We start from the raw sequence: 17,299 nt of genomic DNA, 5'->3' as shown, positions 1-17,299 counted from the left end.
ACGGGCTCGACCCGGGCTCGGCTCAGGCGGCGGTAGCCGCCAGCACGTCGTCGAGGGCCGCACCCATCGCGGCCAGCGGGGCCGGGCGGCCCGTCATGAGCCGCACCTGCTCCACCGCCTGGTGCAGCAGCATCCGCTCGCCGCCGACGACGGTGCCGCCCGCGGCCGACCAGGCCTGCGACAGCGCGGTGGGGCGCGGGTCGTAGACCACGTCGAGCAGGACGCCCGACGGCGTCGCGCCGTGCGCGGTCAGGGCCGATCCGACCGGGTCCGCGGCGTAGGCGGGCATGGTCGAGACGACGACGTCGGCCTCGAGCAGGCCGCCGAGGGACGCCTGGGGCCCGAGCACCTCGAAGCGCGGCGTGACGCCCATGCGGGCGGCCGCCTCCTGCAGAGCACCCGTGCGCGCGAGCGAGCGCACCAGCACCAAGGGCTCGGTGCAGCCGAGCTCCCCGAGAGCGGCCAGCGTGGAGGCGGCGGTCGCACCCCCGCCGAGCACCACGGCGGACGACGCCCGCGCGTCGCTGCCCAGACCCTGGACGGCGAAGCCCTCGCGCAACGCGGCGACCAGGCCGTGCACGTCGGTGTTCGTGCCGGTCAGCATCACCCCGCGCTGCGCCGGCGCCACCAGGACGGTGTTCACCGCACCGACCGCGACCGCCAACGGGTCGACGTGGTCGACCAGGTCGATGATCGCCTGCTTGAGCGGCATGGTGAGGCTGAGCCCGGCCCAGCCGAGGTCGAGCTCGCGCACGAACGCGGGCAGGTCCTCGACGGTCGTGTCGATCGCCGAGTACTGCCAGCCGTCCAGGCCCAGCGCCTCGTACGCGGCCCGGTGCAGCACGGGCGACAGGGAGTGTGCGACGGGGTGGCCGAGCACCGCAGCCCGTCGGATCGTGACCACCGGCTCAGGAGCCGTTCTCTGCTTGCCAGGCCCTCAGCTCTTGCCTGTACTCCTCGTGCTGAGCGTTGGTCGAGGAGAACTTCGTCTCTCCGGTGTCCAGGTTCACGGTGATCCAGAACAACCAGTCGCCGTCCGCCGGGTGCCCGACGGCATCGATCGAGGCGGCGCCGGGATTGGAGATCGGCGTCGGCGGCAGCCCAACGTGGGCGTACGTGGAGTAGGGGTCATCAGCATTGCGGACGTCCTCGGACGACAGCTCCGTGCCGGGCTTGTTCAGACCGTAGGCGCTCGTCGCATCGATCTGCAGCGGCATGCCCTGTTCGATGCGGTTCAGGATCGCGCGCACCATCTTCGGTCGGTCCTCGTCGTGCTTGGCCTCACGCTCGATGAGCGACGCGATGATCAGCGTCTCTTCCCAGTCCGCCTTGTCGACGCCCGCTTCCTCAAGCTCCGCCTTCGTCTGCTCGACCATGGCCGACAGCAGGCTCGTGGCGTCGTCGTCCGGCTGCACGGTGTACGTCTTCGGGAACAGCCAGCCCTCGGCGTTGCCGTCCGCCTGCTTCGGCAGCCCGATCGACTCCCAGTCCTCGAGCGCGGCCTCGAGCTCCTCGGCCGTGATCGTCGTGACGGACGCGACGCGGTCGACGATCTGCGCGACGGTGTATCCCTCGGGAATGGTGACGTCCGTCTGCACCTTCTCGTTCTTGACCAGGGCCGCGACGGCGTCGGACGCCTTCATCTGGGACAGCAGCTGGTAGGTGCCCGGCTGGATGCCGGACGCGGCCGGGTTGGCGCCGAACGCCTGCGTGAAGGCGTCGACGCTGGCGACGACGCCCGCGTCGTGCAGCACGCCGCCCATCTGACCGCCGGTCGCGCCCTCGGGGATCACCACCTCGACCGCTTCCCCGCCGGGGCCGGGGTAGTCCTCCGCGGAGGAGTTCCAGAAGGCCAGGTCACCGGCGAAGTCGTCCACCTGGTCCCACAGCAGGTAGCCGCCCGCGCCGACGACGCCCAGGACGACGACCAGGACGACCGCCGTGCGCTGCTGCCTACGGCGCCGCCGCTTGGCCGCGGCGCGCTTGCCCGCCGAGGAGCGGCTGCGCGACGAGGGCGCCGGGGGCTGCTGCAGGGCTGGGTGCTCGAAGAGGTCGGTCACGCCGAGAACTTCCTTGGATGAGAGCCGGTACTGGTCAGGTCCGCTGCTGTCGCGGCGTTCACACGTCCGCGCCCCGCACGTCGACGTGCTCGCCGGCACGCCTCTGGGCTGCCCGCTCCGCGTCGAGTGCAGATTGCAGAATGATAACGGCTGCGGCCTGGTCGATGACAGACCTGTGATTTCTGGTACGGCGTCCGGCTGACCGCAGCTGTGCGTGGGCCGCCACCGTCGTCATGCGCTCGTCGACCATCCGCACCTCGACCGGGGCGATCGCCGTCGCGAGCCGGACCGCGAAATCACGCGCGTCCTCGGTCGCTGCGCCCTCCGCACCGGACAGGTGCCGCGGCAGGCCGACGTAGACGACGGCGGCGAGCCGCTCGTCCACCTCGGCCGCGATGCGGGCCACGTCTGCCGTGACACCCGGCGTGTCGTCAGGCGTGGCCGGGACGTCGAGCACGCGCGGCACGGTCTCCACGGGGGTGGCGACCAGGCCGTCCGGGTCGCTGCCCGCCAGGCCGATCCGGGCCTTGCCCACGTCCACGCCCAGGCGGGCGCCCCGGGGAAGTGCCCCGGGGACGCCGTCGGAGGGCTGCGGGCTCACCGCGCCGCGCCGGCGACCGCCGTCACGACGCCCTCGAGGGCCGCGGGCAGCGCCGAGGCGTCGGTGCCGCCGCCCTGCGCGAGGTCCGGCTTGCCGCCACCCCCGCCGCCGAGGGTCTTCGCCGCGGCCTTGACGAAGTCGCCCGCCCGCAGGCCCGCCTCACGGGCGCCCGCGTTCGTGGCCACCGCCACCAGCGGGCGTCCGCCGGCGACACCGCCCACCGCGACCACGGCGGGCTCGCCGTCACCGAGACGTCCCCGCACGTCGAGCGCGAGGGCACGCAGGTCGTCCGCGGACGCGACCTCACCCGCGTCGTGCGAGACGACCCGCACCTCGCCCACGCGGCGCGCACCGGCGGCGAGCCCGGCCGCGGCGCCCAGGAGCTGGGCCTGGCGCATCCCCGTGAGCTCCTTCTCGGTCTCCTTGAGGCGTGTCAGCAGCGAGCCCACCCGCTCCGCCAGCTCGTCGGGGCGCGCCCCGAGAAGCCCGGTGAGCTGGCCGACGAGCGCGTGCTCCTTGGCCTGGAAGCCGTACGCGCCGTCGCCGACGAGCGCGTCGACGCGACGCACGCCCGAGCCGATGGACGACTCGCCCAGCAGCGCGACGCGGCCGATCTCGCCCGACGCCTTGACGTGGGTGCCGCCGCAGAGCTCGCGCGACCAGTCGCCGCCGATCGACACGACGCGCACCCGGTCGCCGTACTTCTCGCCGAACAGGGCCATCGCGCCGAGCTCGCGGGCCTGCGCCAGCGACATCACGGAGTCGGTCACCTCGAGGTTGTCCACGAGCCGCTCGTTCACGCGCGCCTCGATGTCGCCGAGCGCGCCCGCGTCCACCGCGGTCGGCGAGCGGAAGTCGAAGCGCACCCGGCTCGGGGCGTTCTCCGAGCCGGCCTGCGTGCGGTCCTGGCCGACGAGCTCGTGCAGCGCCTTGTGGATCATGTGCGTGGCCGAGTGGGCGCGGCTGATCGCCACGCGCCGCGAGAGGTCGATCGTCGCCAGGCCCGGGTCGCCGAGCGCGACCGTGCCCTCCACGAGGCGGCCGCGGTGCACGGACAGGCCCGCGACGGGACGCTGCACGTCGTCGACCTCGATCGTGGCGCCACCGTCGAGCACGATCGTGCCCTGGTCGGCGAGCTGGCCACCGGCCTCGGCGTAGAAGGGGGTGCGGTCGAGCACCACCTCGACGTCGGCGGGCGCGGTCGCGGCCGGCGCGGGCACCCCGTCGACCAGCAGGCCGGCCACCGTGACGGCCGACTCGCGGTCGGTGTACCCGAGGAACTCGACCGGGGCGGCCAGCTCCTTCGACAGCGACTCGTAGGCGCGCAGGTCCGCGTGCCCGGTCTTCTTGGCGAGCGCGTCGGCACGGGCGCGCTGCTTCTGAGCGGCCATGAGGTCGCGGAAGGCCTTCTCGTCGACCTGCACGCCCTGCTCGGCCGCCATCTCGAGCGTGAGGTCGATCGGGAAGCCGTAGGTGTCGTGCAGCTGGAACGCCTCGGCGCCCCCGAGCACGGGCGTGACGCCGTCCGAGCCCTGCTTGACGCGGCTCACGGCCGTGTCGAGGATCGTCGTCCCGGCCGCGAGGGTGCGCCGGAACGCGTCCTCCTCGGCGTAGGCGACGTCGCTGATCCGCCCGAACTCGGCCTCGAGCTCCGGGTAGGAGGCCTTCATCGAGTCCTTGGACACGGGCAGCAGCGAGGGCAGCGCGACGTCGTCCACGCCGAGCAGGCGCACCGAGCGCACCGCACGGCGGATGAGGCGGCGCAGCACGTACCCGCGGCCCTCGTTCGACGGCCGCACGCCGTCGCCGATGACCATGAGCGCCGAGCGGACGTGGTCGGCGACGACACGCATGCGCACGTCGTCCTCGGCGTCGGCGCCGTAGCGCTTGCCGCTCATCTCCTCCACGCGGGCGATGACGGGGTAGACCTCGTCGATCTCGAAAAGGTTCTCCTTGCCCTGCAGCAGGTAGGCGATGCGCTCCAGGCCCGCGCCGGTGTCGATGCTCTTGTGCTCGAGCTCGCCGAGCAGCGGGTAGTTCTTGCCCTGCCCCTCGCCGCGCACGAACTGGTCGAACACGAGGTTCCAGATCTCCAGGTACCGGTCACCGCCCGGGTCCACGGTGCCGCCGACGGCGTCCGGCCCGTAGGCGGGGCCGCGGTCGTAGTGCCACTCGGCGCACGGGCCGGCGGGACCGGGCTGACCCGTGTCCCAGAAGTTCTCCTCGCGCGGCAGCCGCACGACGTGCCGCGGGTCGATGCCGACCCCCCGGGTCAGGGCGTCGAAGGCCTCGTCGTCCTGGTCCCAGATGGTCACCCACATCCGGTCGCCGTCGAGGCCGTAGCCGCCGGCGGCCTGCTCCGTGGTGAGCAGCTCCCACGCGAAGTCGATCGCCTCGCGCTTGAAGTAGTCGCCGAACGAGAAGTTGCCGTTCATCTGGAAGAACGTGCCGTGCCGCGTGGTGCGGCCGACGTTCTCGATGTCGTTGGTGCGGATGCACTTCTGCACGCTCGCGGCGCGCGGCCAGGGCGCCTTCTCGGTGCCGAGGATGTACGGGATGAAGGGCACCATGCCCGCGATCGTGAACAGGATCGACGGGTCGGGCGAGACCAGGGGGACGCTGGGCACGATCTCGTGCCCCTTCGACCCGAAGTAGTCGAGCCAACGCTGACGGATCTCGGCGGTGCGCATGGTGTCCTTCGTGTGGTGCGGCGGGTGCGGGCGGGAACCGGACGGCGCTGGGCCCTGCCCCATTGTCCCGCGAGCGGGGAGGTGGTCGGAAACGAAAATGCTCAGAACGAGTAGCCGAGCTCCGCCTCGTCGGCGTCGATCTCGGCCTGCGGGTCGCGCGGCGCCCTCGCGGCGTGCCGCGGGTGCGTCCCTGCGCGGACGTCGCGCGGGCTGAGCCCGCTCGCGCGCACGTCCTCGGGGTCCGGCTGGCCCTCGGCCAGCAGCGCGGCGGTCAGCTCGGCCTCGCGGCGGCGGCGCGCCTCGGTGAACTCGCCACGGAACGCTCCCAGGAACGTCTCGGCGCGGCGCCCGGCGTCCTGCGCGGCGCGCTCCGCCCGCTCCACGACCGCCTCCGGCGCGTACTGCGCGACCACCTTGCGGCCGCGCTGGATGACGACGACCGTGACGACGACGCCGACCCCGACCCAGAACAGGCGCCGCGTCATCGGCCGGCTCCGGCGTCCTCGCCGCGCGCCTTGCGCGTGGCGCCGGCGAAGGCCTGCCGCACGCCGTAGGAGAAGGCGGCGACCTTCACCAGCGGACGGCCCAGCGTCGCGGCGTACAGGCCGGTCAGCGCGGAGACGTTCTCGCTCACCTGGGCGGCGGCGGTGGTGATGGTGTCCACCTTCACCAGCTGGTCGTTCGTGGAGGCGACCGTCGTCGCGGCCTCGTCCAGGATGGGCACCGAGTGCTCGGTGACCTCCCGGATGCTCCGGGTCGCCTCGTCGAAGACCCGCCCGAGCTTCACCAGCGGTACCGCGAGCAACCCCACCAGCAGCACGAACGCGACAGCCGCGATGAGCCCGGCCACATCACCAGCCGACATCAGATCTCTCCTCGCACAGGTTCTTCTCGGACGGTCGTCACCCTATCCCGGCAGGCCCCGGTGGTACGGCGGACGCCCCGCCACCGCGCGCGGCGGGTGACGGGGCGTCCGGTACGGCAGCCGCAGACAGGCTGCGGCACGGAGGTCTGCGACGGGTCAGCGCGCGTAGAACTCGACGACGAGCTGGACCTCGCAGGTCACGGGGACCTCGGAGCGCTTCGGTGCACGGGTCAGCGTGGCCGAGAGCTTCTCCAGCGAGACGTCCAGGTAGCCCGGGACGGTCGGGAGCACGTCGCGGTGCGCGCCGGCGGCGGCGACCTGGAACGGCGTGGTCGCCTGCGACTTCGGCTTGACCTGGATGGTCTGCCCCGGCTTCACGCGGAACGACGGGCGGTCCACGATCTTGCCGTCGACCAGGATGTGACGGTGGGTCACGGCCTGGCGCGCCTGCAGCATGGTGCGGCCGAACCCGGCGCGCAGCACGAGGGCGTCGAGGCGGGTCTCGAGGTCCTCGACCATGACCTCACCGGTCAGGCCGGGGTGCTTGCGGGCGGTCTCGTAGACCTTGACGAGCTGCTTCTCGCGCAGCATGTACTGGGCGCGCAGACGCTGCTTCTCGCGCAGACGGACCGCGTAGTCCGACTCGGTGCGGCGACGGGCGCGGCCGTGCTCACCCGGGGGGTACGGGCGCTTCTCGAAGTGCCGGACGGCCTTCGGCGTCAGCGCGAGGCCGAGCTTGCGGCTGAGGCGCACCTGGCGGCGCGACTTGGTGACAGAGGTCACTGGGCTTCCTGTCCTGTCGTGATGGTTGAGGTCACACCCGAGACGATCCGCGATGGAAGGTCGGGTGCGGGACCAGCCGATGGAGCTACCCGCGGGGGCAGCTCACGGGGCCGAGGTCCCAGGCGGTCGCCGAAACGGCAACCGCACCATCCTAACGCATCCGGAGCCGCGCCCCGGCGGCCGCAGGGCGACGTCCGCGGGTCTCCGTGCGCAGGGTGGCCGGCGCGGTCGCGCCCGTCAGCCCTCGAGGATCTCGCGGATCCGCTCGAGGCGGTCGGTCACCTGGCGCTCGAACCCGCGGTCGCTCGGGGTGTAGTAGCGGCGCCCGACCAGCTCGTCGGGCAGGTACTGCTGCGCCGCCACGGCGTGCGGGGCGTCGTGCGCGTACCGGTACCCCTTGCCGTGGCCCAGTCCCTGCGCCCCGGCGTAGTGCGCGTCACGCAGGTGCGGGGGCACGACGCCCGCCCTGCCCGCGCGCACGTCGGCGAGCGCGGCGTCGACCCCGAGGTAGGCGGCGTTCGACTTGGGCGCCGTGGCCAGGTGCACCACGGCCTCGGCGAGGACGATCCGCCCCTCGGGCATCCCGATGAGCTGGACGGCCTGCGCGGCAGCGACCGCCGTCTGCAGCGCCGACGGGTCGGCCAGCCCGACGTCCTCCGCCGCGGAGATCACGAGCCGGCGCGCGATGAACCGCGGGTCCTCGCCGGCCGCGACCATCCGCGCGAGGTAGTGCAGCGACGCGTCGACGTCGGAGCCACGGATCGACTTGATGAACGCCGAGACGACGTCGTAGTGCTGGTCGCCGTCCCGGTCGTAGCGCACGGCGGCGACGTCGACGGCCCGCTCCACCGTGGCGAGGTCCACGTCGACCTGCGCGTCGGGCGCACGGCCCGGGTCGGCGTCCGCGAGCGCCGCACCCGCGGCCGCCTCGAGCACGGTCAGCGCCTTGCGGGCGTCTCCCCCGGCCATACGCACGAGCTGGTCCTCGGCGTCGTCGGCGAGCAGCACCGTGCCGCCCAGCCCGCGCTCGTCGACGACGGCGCGGCGCACGAGCGCGCGCACGTCGTCGTCGGTCAGCGACCGCAGGGTCAGGAGCAGCGAGCGGCTCAGCAGCGGGGAGTTCACGGAGAACGACGGGTTCTCGGTGGTGGCGGCCACGAGGGTCACCCACCGGTTCTCGACGCTGGGCAGGAGCGCGTCCTGCTGCGTCTTGGAGAACCGGTGCACCTCGTCGATGAACAGCACGGTCTCCTCGCCGCTGGTGGCGAGCCGCCGGCGGGCGTCCTCGATCACCTGCCGCACGTCCTTGACCCCCGCGGTGACGGCCGACAGCTCGACGAAGCGGCGACCGGACACCGTGGCGACGAGGTAGGCCAGCGTCGTCTTGCCGACACCGGGCGGCCCCCACAGGATCACCGACCCCGGGGCGGCCCGACGGGCCGCGCCGTCCGCCGGCGACACGAGGCGGTGCAGCGGCGAGCCGGAGACGAGCAGGTGCGCCTGCCCGGCCACCTCGTCGAGGGTGGCGGGGCGCATGCGCACGGCCAGCGGGGCGCCCGGACCCCGGCGCTCGACCGCCGGGGTGCCGTGCTCTCCGGTCGTCGCCGTGTCGAACAGGTCCATGGACCCAGCCTACGGACCCGGGCCGACACCCCCGGCACGCTCGTCGGAGACGCCGGGTGCAGGATGAGGCCATGCCCTTCCCGCAGTCGCCGAGCACCGCACGGGACGCCGACGTCGTCGTCGTGGGGGCCGGGCCGACCGGCCTCCTGCTCGCCGGCGACCTGGCCACGGCCGGGGTGCGTGTCCTGGTGGTGGACCGCCGCCCGGCCGGGCTGAGCAACCTCACCCGCGCCTTCGCGGTGCACGCGCGCAGCCTGGAGGTGCTGGACGCCCGTGGCCTCGCCGACGAGCTCGTCGCGACCGGGCGACGCGTGACGACGCTGCGGCTGTTCGACCGGATCACGCTGCGCCTCGACGACCTGCCCAGCCGGTTCGGCTTCGTCCTGTCGACGCCGCAGTACGAGGTGGAGCGCCTGCTGCGGCGGCGGGCCGAGGCGGCGGGCGCCACGTTCCGCCACGACGTGCGGGTGCTGGGGCTGCGCCAGGACGAGGACGGGGTGACGCTCACGACGTCCGGCACGCCGGACGGTGGCGCGGCCGGGACCTCGAGGCGGGCGTCGCTGCGCGCCGGGTGGGTGGTCGGTGCCGACGGCGTGCGATCGACGGTGCGCGCCGCCGTGGGCATCCCGTTCCCGGGCGAGACCGTCATCAGCGCGATGATCCTGGCGGACGTCCGGCTCACGACACCGCCGCCGGACGTCCTGACGGTGGCGGCCCGGCGCGGCTCCCTCGGGTTCATGGTGCCCTTCGGCGACGGCTGGTACCGGTTCATCGGGTGGGCCGGCGAGGAGCAGGTGGATCGTCCGGTCACGCTGGACGAGGTCCGTGCCGTGGCCCGGGCCACGCTCGGCGACGACCACGGCATGCACGACCTCCGCTTCGCCGACCGGTTCGCCGCCGACGAGCGCCAGGCGCCCCGCTACCGGGCGGGGCGCGTGCTGCTGGCGGGCGACGCCGCCCACGCGCACAGCCCGGCCGGCGGCCTGGGCATGAACACCGGGATGCAGGACGCCGCGAACCTGTCCTGGCGGCTGGCCGGCGTGGTCCGCGGCGCGCCGGACGAGCTGCTCGACGGCTACGCGGACGAGCGGCATCCGGTGGGCACCCAGGTGCTCCGCGCCAGCGGCACGATCCTGCGGCTCGCGACCCGCCGAGGGCCGCTGGTCGCAGCCGCGCGGGGACTGGTGACCTTCGCGCTGTCGCGGCTCGGGGCCGTCCGGCGCCGTGCCGCGCTGACGATCTCCGCCCTCGGTGTCCGCTACGACCCCCCGTCCGGCGCCCACCGCGCCGCCGGACGCCGGGTCCCGGACCTGCCGCTGGCAGGCGGTGCGGACGGCACGGGTGGCCCCGCACGGCTCGCGGAGGCGCTGCACGCCGGTCGGTTCGTGCTGGTGCGGCCGGCCCCGCACGGCGGCGCCGACGGTGCCCCCGACCCCGGCCCCGCGCCCCACCCCGGGGAGACGGACGTCGGCGACCGCGTCGTCGTGCACCGCGCGGACGGGCGGGCCGGCACGCTCCTGGTCCGTCCCGACGGCTACCTCTCGGACGCCTGGGAGCCTGAGCAGCAGGACGCCGTTCCCCGTGCGTCCCGGCTCGGCTACCCTCAGGGCGACCGGGAGTGAGGTGGGACACATGCAGCTGCTGGTGGTGGAGGACAACCAGCACGTCGCAGCAGCGCTCGTGTCCGTCCTGACGCGGCACGGTTTCGAGGTGCTGCACGCCCCGGACGGTGCGTCCGCGCTCGCCGCGCTCGGGCCGCGCACCGACCTCGTGCTGCTCGACCTCGCCCTGCCGGACACGGACGGGTTCGAGGTGTGCCGCCGCATGCGGGCCGTCTCCCAGGTGCCCATCATCATGGTCACCGCCCGCACCGAGCTCGACGCCCGGGTCAAGGGGCTGCGCCTCGGCGCGGACGACTACGTCACCAAGCCCTACGACGTGCCGGAGGTGCTGGCGCGCATCGACGCCGTGCTGCGCCGCGGCCGCCCCAGCGAGTGGGACGAGCGCGCGGACGTCGCCCGCATCGCCGTCTGCGGGTTCACGATCGACCTCGCGGCCCACGAGGTCACCGGGCCGCAGGGCGAGCCGGTGACGCTGTCGCGCAAGGAGTTCGACCTGCTGGCGCTGCTCGCGCGGCACGCCGGCGTGGCGCTGCACCGCGAGCGCATCCTGCGGGAGGTGTGGGGCTCGAGCTGGAAGGGCCTGGGCCGCACCCTCGAGGTGCACGTCGCGTCCCTGCGCCGCAAGCTCGTGGCCGCCGCGGACGACGGCAGCGGCACCGACGTCGTCCAGACCGTGCGCGGGGTGGGCTACCGCGTGCCCGGCAAGCACTGAGGGGCGTCGGTTGCGGACCCGTCTCGCCGTCATCCTGTTCGTGCCGCTCCTGATCGTGCTCGCGGTCGTGGGCACCGCGTACGCCGTGAGCGTCGCGCGCGCGGACCAGCAGTCGGTCTACCTCGACCGGCTCGCCGACACCGGGTATCTCGTCATCACCGCCCGTCAGTCCCTGCTCGCCGACAACCCGGAGATCGTCGAGGGAGACCTCGACCGGTACCGGGACGTGTACGGGATCGACGCGGCGGTGCTCGACCAGTCCGGCGGGACGTGGGCGTCCAACGGGCTCGAGGCCACCGAGGTCGAGCAGCGCACCGCGGCGCTCGCCGGGCGCCGCAGCGAGCTCGAGCCGGGCCTGCTGCCCTGGACCGTGGGCCGCGTCGTGGTGGCCGAGCCCGTGTTCGACGGCGGCGACCTCGTGGGCGCGGTCGTCACCGTGTCGCACGCCGGCGACCTGACGCGGGGGGTGTGGCTGAGCTGGGCCATGCTGCTCGCCGGCGCCGCCCTGGTCTGCCTGCTCGCCGCGGGCCTGGCACACCGCACCGCCGGGTGGGTCATGCGGCCGGTCGCCGCCGTCGACCGCGCCATGGCCCAGATCGGTTCCGGCCGGCTCGACGCACGCATCCCGTCGTCGACGGGCCCGCCGGAGCTGCGTGCCGTGGTGACGCGGTTCAACGAGATGGCGGCCCGGGTGGAGTACCTGATGCGACGCCAGCAGGAGTTCGTCTCGAATGCCTCGCACGAGCTGCGCAACCCGCTCAACGCGCTGATGCTGCGGATCGAGGACCTGGCGATGACCACCCCGCCGGAGCACGCGACGGAGGTCGCGCACGTCCGCGCGGAGGCGGTGCGCATGAAGCAGATCCTCGATGCCCTCCTGCTGCTGGCCGACGACGCGGACCGAGGCGGTGAGGTCCACCCGCTCGACGTCGGCGAGCTCGTGGTGCGCCGAGTCGACTCCTGGCGCGGCCTCGCGCCGGAGCGGACGATCCTGCTGGACGCACCCTCCGCACCGCTGTGGGGCACCGCGGGCATCACGGCCCTCGAGTGCGCGTTCGACGCCGTCCTGGACAACGCGCTGAAGTACGGCCCGCCGGACGCGCCCCTGGAGGTCTCCGTCGGCTCGCGCGATGGCGGACCCGACTCACAGGGGACCATCGAGGTCACCGTCCGCGACCACGGGCCGGGCGTACCGCCGGCCGAGCTCACCCTGCTCACCGAACGGTTCTGGCGCAGCCCCGGGCACAGCTCGATCGCCGGCTCCGGGCTCGGGCTCGCCATCGCGGCCGAGATCCTCGCCACCGGCGGCGGCCAGGTGGCGCTGACCCTGCCCGACGACGGCGGCCTGCGGGTCGCCCTGCGGGTGCCACGGTGCGACGCCGTCGACCCGGCCGACGCGAGGGGGGTCTGACCCGTGCCTGCCACGCCCCCGGACGACCGGCGCACGACCGACCCGCGCACGACGGAGCGGTCCCCGTCCGAGCGGCCCTCGACCGGCTCTGCTCGTGGACGGGGTCGCGGGCGGCGTCGCGGACGGGCGTACCTCGTCGCGGTCGTGGCCGGCGTCCTCGTCGCGCTCGGGGTGGTCCTGGTCCTCACCGGCGCGCTCGGCGGCGTGCGCACGTCCGACCCGTGGGACGGGGCGCGGCCGTCGTCGCTGGTCATCACGACCGGCAGCGCCTCCGGCATCTACCACGGGTACGGGGCCGCGGTCGGTGACGTGCTGGAGCGCCGCTACGGCGTGCCGGTCAGCGAGTCCGAGTCCGGCGGGTCGATCGAGAACCTGCAGCGCCTGGCCGACGGGACCGCGCAGGTCGGGTTCAGCGCCGCCGATGCCGTGGCCGACGCCGTGGCCGGGCGCGGCGACTTCTCCGAGCCGGTGCCCGTCAGCGCGCTGGCCCGCGTGTACGACGACTTCGTGCACCTCGTCGTGCGCGCCGAGTCCCCCGTCGAGACCATCGGCGACCTGCGCGGGCGGACGGTCTCGCTCGGCGCGCCCGCCTCGGGCACCGCCCTCATCGCGCACCGCGTGCTCGCCGCGGCCGAGGTCGGCGAGGACGAGCTCGACACCCGTTCCCTGGGCCTCGCCGAGTCGATCGACTCCCTGCGGGCCGGGGACATCGACGCGTTCTTCTGGTCGGGCGGGCTGCGCACGCCCGGACTGACGGAGCTGGCCGACGAGCTCCCGATCCAGCTCGTGCCGCTCGGGGACCTCGTCGAGGACGTCCGGGTGCAGCACGGCGGCGGCTACCGCCACGGCGTCGTGCCGCAGGGCATGTACGGCGGGGCTCAGCCCGTGGCGACGCTCGCGGTGCCCAACTTCCTCGTGGTCCGCACGGACATGCCCGAGCCGGTGGTCCGGGTGCTCGTCGAGACGCTGTTCGACGCCCGGTCGCAGATCACCGCGACGGTGCCCTCCGCCGCCCTGCTCGACCGGGCCCGCGCCATCTTCACCGACCCGGTCCCCCTGCACCCGGGCGCCCTGCGGTACTTCCGGGACACCAAGACGTAACCCCTGGGGAAGGCGAGCCTGCACGCCGGCAGCCTCCCCGGGCCGGGCTCAGGCCCCGTGGCCCACCCGCAGCGGCGGCACCACCCGCAGGCGGTGCCCCACTCCACCGCGCCAGGGTCGTTCCCCGCCGATGAGCCCGGGGTACCCGGCCGGGTTGCGGCTCTGCCAGCGCCAGTGGTCGACGCACGCGTCCTCGAGGGTGCGGCGCGGGCGCCAGCCGAGCTCTTCCGCGGCGAGCGTCGGGTCGGCGCACGACACCGCGACGTCACCGGGGCGGCGGTCGACGACCCGGTACGGGATCCGCTGCCCGACGGCTTCGGCGAAGGTACGCACGAGCTCCAGCACGCTCGCCGGGCGCCCGGACCCGGCGTTCCACGCCGAGAACGGGCGGTCGGTCCGGCCCAGGGCGTCCAGCGCCGCCACGAACGCCCCCGCGACGTCGTCGACGTGCACGACGTCGCGCACGGGCGTGCCGTCGGGGGTGGGGTGGTCGCCGCCATGGACGTCGAGCTCGTCGCGCTGGCCGAGCGCGACCTGCCCCAGCATCGAGAAGAGGCCCCCGCCCCGGGGGGCGTGCTCACCGATAGTGCCCGAGGGGTGCGCGCCCGCCACGCTGAAGCAGCGCAGCGCCGCCGTGCGCAGGCCCCGGTTCGCACGCGCGACGTCGGCCAGCACCTGCTCGGCCATCAGCGCCGCCCGGCCGAACGAGGAGTCGGCCCGCGGGCCGGACTCGTGCGAGGGCACCACGGGGTCCGAACCGTAGACGGCCCCCGTCGACGCCGCCACGAGCCGGTCCACGCCGTACCAGACCATGCATCGCAGCAGGGTGAACGTGGCACCGAGGTTCGTCTCGTAGTAGTCCAGCGGCCCGTGCGCCCGCCCGCCGGACGGTCGACGCCCCGCGAGGTGCACCACGGCCTCGACCCGTTCGGTGTCGAAGATGCGCTCCAACGCGTCGATGTCGGCCACGTCGACGGCGTGCAGCGGGATCCTGGCTCCCGTGAGGGCCTCCGCGCGCGACACCGCGGCGGGATTTCCGGCCGAGAGGTCGTCGACCACGACGACGTCATGTCCGCGCTCGGTCAGCGCCACCGTCACGTGTGACCCGAGGTAGCCTGCGCCACCGGTCACCAGGATGCGCATCGCCGTCACCTCTGCTCGCGTCGTCTCCGACCGATCCGAGCGGCCGTTGCGAACGACGACACCCCCCGACGTCGCCGTTGCACCGTCATCATGGCGGGCACCACGCTGCGGGCGACAGGCACTTGAGGTGGTCCAGAGGTCACCCTTTCCCCGTCTGTCCGATCGCGGCACCTGCGGGACGGTGGCCGCGGCCGGGCGCAGACGACGCCGGGAGCGTCACCCGCGGGGGTGACGCTCCCGGCGTCGGTGCTGTTCGGGCTCAGGACTCGACGGGCTCCGGGACCGCGTCGACCCCGGCCTCCTCGCGCTGCTCCGGGGTGATCGGGGCGGGCGCCTGCGTCAGCGGGTCGTAGCCGCCGCCCGACTTCGGGAAGGCGATGACGTCGCGGATCGAGGGCGACTTCGTCAGCAGCGCGACGATGCGGTCCCAGCCGAACGCGATGCCGCCGTGCGGCGGGGCACCGAACTTGAACGCGTCGAGCAGGAACCCGAACTTCTCCTGCGCCTCGGCCGGGCCGATGCCCATGACGTCGAAGACCCGCTCCTGCACGTCGCGACGGTGGATACGGATCGAGCCGCCGCCGATCTCGTTGCCGTTGCACACGATGTCGTAGGCGTACGCCAGCGCGTTGCCGGGGTCGGACTCGAAGCGGTCCAGCCACTCCGGCTTGGGCGACGTGAACGCGTGGTGCACGGCGGTCCAGGCGGAGTGGCCGAGCGCGACATCACCCTCGTCGGCGGCCTCGCCCGTGGGCTTGAACAGCGGCGCGTCCACGACCCACACGAACGCCCAGGCGTCCTCGTCGACCTGACCGGTGCGGTGCGCGATCTCGATGCGCGCAGCGCCCAGCAGGGCACGCGCCTCCGCCGTCTTCCCCGCCGCGAAGAACACGGCGTCGCCCGGCTGCGCGCCGGTCGCGGCGGCGAGGCCGTCCCGCTCGGCGTCGGACAGGTTCTTGGCCACCGGGCCGCCCAGCGTGCCGTCCTCGCCGTACGTCACGTACGCGAGGCCCTTGGCGCCGCGCTGCTTGGCCCACTCCTGCCAGGCGTCGAACTGGCGGCGCGGCTGGGAGGCCCCGCCGGCCATCACGACGGCGCCCACGTACTCGGCCTGGAACACCCGGAACGGCGTGCTCGCGAAGTAGTCCGTGAGCTCGACGAGCGGGTTGCCGAACCGCAGGTCGGGCTTGTCCGTGCCGTACAGCCGCATGGCGTCGGCGAACGTCATCCGGGCGATCGGCGTCGGGACCTCGACGTCGACCAGCTTCCACAGCGCGACCAGGACCTGCTCGGCGAGCGCGATGACGTCGTCCTGCTCCACGAAGCTCATCTCGACGTCGAGCTGCGTGAACTCCGGCTGGCGGTCCGCGCGGAAGTCCTCGTCGCGGTAGCAGCGGGCGATCTGGTAGTAGCGCTCGAGACCGCCCACCATGAGCAGCTGCTTGAACAGCTGCGGGCTCTGCGGCAGCGCGTACCAGGAGCCGGGGGCCAGCCGTGCGGGGACCAGGAAGTCACGGGCGCCCTCGGGCGTCGACCGGGTCAGCGTCGGCGTCTCGACCTCGACGAAGTCGTGCGCGGCCAGGACGCCGCGCGCGGCGGCGTTGACCTGGGAGCGCAGGCGCAGCGCAGCGGCCTGCGCCGGCCGGCGGATGTCGAGGTAGCGGTGCGCGAGGCGCGCCTCCTCGCCGATCGTCTCGGTGTCCGCCAGCGCCGTCGAGACCTGGAACGGCAGGGGGGCGGACTCGTTGAGCACGACGACGTCGGTAGCCGTGAGCTCGACCTCACCCGTGGCGAGGTTCGGGTTCGCGTTGCCCTCGGGACGCCGTCCGACCTCACCGGTCACCTGGAGCACGAACTCCGCGCGCAGCGGGTGGGCGACCGCCTCGTCCCGGATGACGACCTGGGCGATGCCCGACGCGTCCCGCAGGTCGATGAAGGCCACTCCCCCGTGATCCCGCCGGCGATCGACCCACCCGGTGAGGGTGACGGTCTGGCCGATGTGCTCGGCCCGCAGTGAGCCGGCCGTGTGGGTGCGGAGCACGGAGGGTCCTTTCGTGACGGGTGGGTGGGCTCGTGGTGTCGCCGCCCCGGTGCCCGGCCGGGGGACGGTCGCGCCCGCTGGGCACGACGTGGGCGAGTTTAGTCGGTGTACCCGGGCGCGGGTCCCCGAACTCAGCGGATCGCGCGGCTCGGCCGTTGCCATGGTCACGCACCGCCGGTCACGGTTACTCTCTCATCGGACAGGAGTCAGACGAAAACGCCGCCTGACCTGCGAACCGACGACGACGGGGTGATGACGACGTGGCCGAGGCGACGGTGCGACAGGGGGACACGGCGTCCCCGACGGGTCCTTGGGGGGCCGGTGTGAGGCCGTCGGACTGGTCGCCGGTGGGGTTGGATGCGGATCCGACGCCGGGGGATCCGGTGCTGGTGCTTGCCGGGGGGCAGGACTATCTGGAGGTCGCGGAGTCGATCGATGGTGCGGCGGGGGCGATGTCGCGTCTGGATGTGGCGGGGTCGGTCTCCCTGGCGGTGGATGCGTTGATGGAGACCAAGGAGGACACGGTCTCCCAGATCCGGCGGGCGTATGCGCGGTATGAGGCCACCGGGAGCGCGTTGGTGGATTATGCGTCCGCGTTGGAGCGGGTGCAGGCCGAGACGTCGGGGGCGTTGGAGCGGGCGAGGGCG

At 73.9% G+C, this 17,299-nt stretch carries 15 protein-coding genes; 5 read left to right on the top strand and 10 right to left on the bottom strand.

The window, feature by feature from the left end; translation table 11 throughout:
- Positions 1-22: 22 nt before the first annotated feature.
- The 8 genes from LEP48_RS15125 to LEP48_RS15090 all read right to left on the bottom strand — a co-directional run bounded on the left by LEP48_RS15125 (position 23) and on the right by LEP48_RS15090 (position 8,622).
- Positions 23-904, bottom strand: coding sequence for a shikimate dehydrogenase (locus LEP48_RS15125; RefSeq protein ID WP_225566404.1), 882 nt, complete (start codon positions 902-904; stop codon positions 23-25).
- A 4-nt stretch (positions 905-908) separates the two neighbouring features.
- Positions 909-2,060: an endolytic transglycosylase MltG gene (gene mltG, locus LEP48_RS15120; protein ID WP_225566403.1), complete on the bottom strand. Its 1,152-nt coding sequence runs from the start codon at positions 2,058-2,060 to the stop codon at positions 909-911.
- Positions 2,061-2,118: 58 nt separating this feature from the next.
- Entirely contained in the window at positions 2,119-2,661 is a 543-nt protein-coding gene (gene ruvX / locus LEP48_RS15115) for a Holliday junction resolvase RuvX (RefSeq protein WP_225566402.1), read from the bottom strand.
- Complete coding sequence (gene alaS, locus LEP48_RS15110) at positions 2,658-5,351, bottom strand: alanine--tRNA ligase (protein ID WP_225566401.1); 2,694 nt, start codon at positions 5,349-5,351, stop codon at positions 2,658-2,660. The genes ruvX and alaS overlap by 4 nt, the downstream gene beginning before the upstream one ends.
- A 101-nt stretch (positions 5,352-5,452) precedes the next feature.
- On the bottom strand, positions 5,453-5,836 hold the full coding sequence (locus LEP48_RS15105) for a hypothetical protein (protein WP_225566400.1): 384 nt from the start codon (positions 5,834-5,836) through the stop codon (positions 5,453-5,455).
- Positions 5,833-6,216: a DUF948 domain-containing protein gene (locus LEP48_RS15100; protein ID WP_225566399.1), complete on the bottom strand. Its 384-nt coding sequence runs from the start codon at positions 6,214-6,216 to the stop codon at positions 5,833-5,835. The genes LEP48_RS15105 and LEP48_RS15100 overlap by 4 nt, the downstream gene beginning before the upstream one ends.
- 156 nt (positions 6,217-6,372) lie before the next feature.
- Complete coding sequence (gene rpsD, locus LEP48_RS15095; protein ID WP_225566398.1) at positions 6,373-6,999, bottom strand: 30S ribosomal protein S4; 627 nt, start codon at positions 6,997-6,999, stop codon at positions 6,373-6,375.
- Positions 7,000-7,236: 237 nt separating this feature from the next.
- On the bottom strand, positions 7,237-8,622 hold the full coding sequence (locus tag LEP48_RS15090) for a replication-associated recombination protein A (RefSeq protein ID WP_225566397.1): 1,386 nt from the start codon (positions 8,620-8,622) through the stop codon (positions 7,237-7,239).
- Between the two features lie 71 nt (positions 8,623-8,693).
- Between LEP48_RS15090 and LEP48_RS15085 the strand changes: the two genes are divergently transcribed.
- From LEP48_RS15085 to LEP48_RS15070, 4 genes are read left to right on the top strand one after another with little or no spacing between them, the layout of a single operon-like run.
- Positions 8,694-10,244: an FAD-dependent monooxygenase gene (locus tag LEP48_RS15085; protein WP_340162851.1), complete on the top strand. Its 1,551-nt coding sequence runs from the start codon at positions 8,694-8,696 to the stop codon at positions 10,242-10,244.
- Between the two features lie 10 nt (positions 10,245-10,254).
- Positions 10,255-10,956, top strand: coding sequence for a response regulator transcription factor (locus LEP48_RS15080; protein WP_225566395.1), 702 nt, complete (start codon positions 10,255-10,257; stop codon positions 10,954-10,956).
- Positions 10,957-10,966: 10 nt separating this feature from the next.
- Positions 10,967-12,367 (top strand): sensor histidine kinase, encoded by a 1,401-nt coding sequence (locus LEP48_RS15075; RefSeq protein WP_225566394.1) that lies wholly within the window; start codon positions 10,967-10,969, stop codon positions 12,365-12,367.
- A gap of 3 nt (positions 12,368-12,370) precedes the next feature.
- The gene (locus LEP48_RS15070; RefSeq protein WP_225566393.1) at positions 12,371-13,468 is read left to right on the top strand and encodes a TAXI family TRAP transporter solute-binding subunit; all 1,098 of its coding nucleotides are present in this window, start codon (positions 12,371-12,373) and stop codon (positions 13,466-13,468) included.
- Between the two features lie 48 nt (positions 13,469-13,516).
- On the opposite strand, the gene galE is transcribed toward LEP48_RS15070, so the two are convergent.
- Together galE and aspS are read right to left on the bottom strand one after the other, a co-directional pair.
- On the bottom strand, positions 13,517-14,611 hold the full coding sequence (gene galE, locus LEP48_RS15065) for a UDP-glucose 4-epimerase GalE (protein ID WP_225566392.1): 1,095 nt from the start codon (positions 14,609-14,611) through the stop codon (positions 13,517-13,519).
- Positions 14,612-14,870: 259 nt separating this feature from the next.
- The gene (gene aspS, locus LEP48_RS15060; RefSeq protein WP_225566391.1) at positions 14,871-16,652 is read right to left on the bottom strand and encodes an aspartate--tRNA ligase; all 1,782 of its coding nucleotides are present in this window, start codon (positions 16,650-16,652) and stop codon (positions 14,871-14,873) included.
- Positions 16,653-16,975: 323 nt separating this feature from the next.
- On the opposite strand from aspS, the gene LEP48_RS15055 reads away from it, so the two are divergent.
- Positions 16,976-17,299 (top strand): hypothetical protein (locus tag LEP48_RS15055; RefSeq protein ID WP_225566318.1); only part of this gene is annotated, 324 nt, incomplete at its 3' end.

This window comes from Isoptericola luteus (assembly GCF_020297055.1).
Taxonomy (GTDB): domain Bacteria; phylum Actinomycetota; class Actinomycetes; order Actinomycetales; family Cellulomonadaceae; genus Isoptericola; species Isoptericola luteus.
The sequence above is the reverse complement of the archived record's forward strand: the minus strand, read 5'-3'. Positions and strand labels throughout refer to the sequence as shown.

Coding starts and splice junctions, on each gene's coding strand:
- galE (WP_225566392.1), bottom strand. CDS start 14,611: ATGCGCATCCTGGTGACCGGTGGCGCAGGCTACCTCGGGTCACACGTG.
- alaS (WP_225566401.1), bottom strand. CDS start 5,351: ATGCGCACCGCCGAGATCCGTCAGCGTTGGCTCGACTACTTCGGGTCG.
- LEP48_RS15085 (WP_340162851.1), top strand. CDS start 8,694: ATGCCCTTCCCGCAGTCGCCGAGCACCGCACGGGACGCCGACGTCGTC.
- LEP48_RS15090 (WP_225566397.1), bottom strand. CDS start 8,622: ATGGACCTGTTCGACACGGCGACGACCGGAGAGCACGGCACCCCGGCG.
- LEP48_RS15080 (WP_225566395.1), top strand. CDS start 10,255: ATGCAGCTGCTGGTGGTGGAGGACAACCAGCACGTCGCAGCAGCGCTC.
- LEP48_RS15100 (WP_225566399.1), bottom strand. CDS start 6,216: ATGTCGGCTGGTGATGTGGCCGGGCTCATCGCGGCTGTCGCGTTCGTG.
- LEP48_RS15105 (WP_225566400.1), bottom strand. CDS start 5,836: ATGACGCGGCGCCTGTTCTGGGTCGGGGTCGGCGTCGTCGTCACGGTC.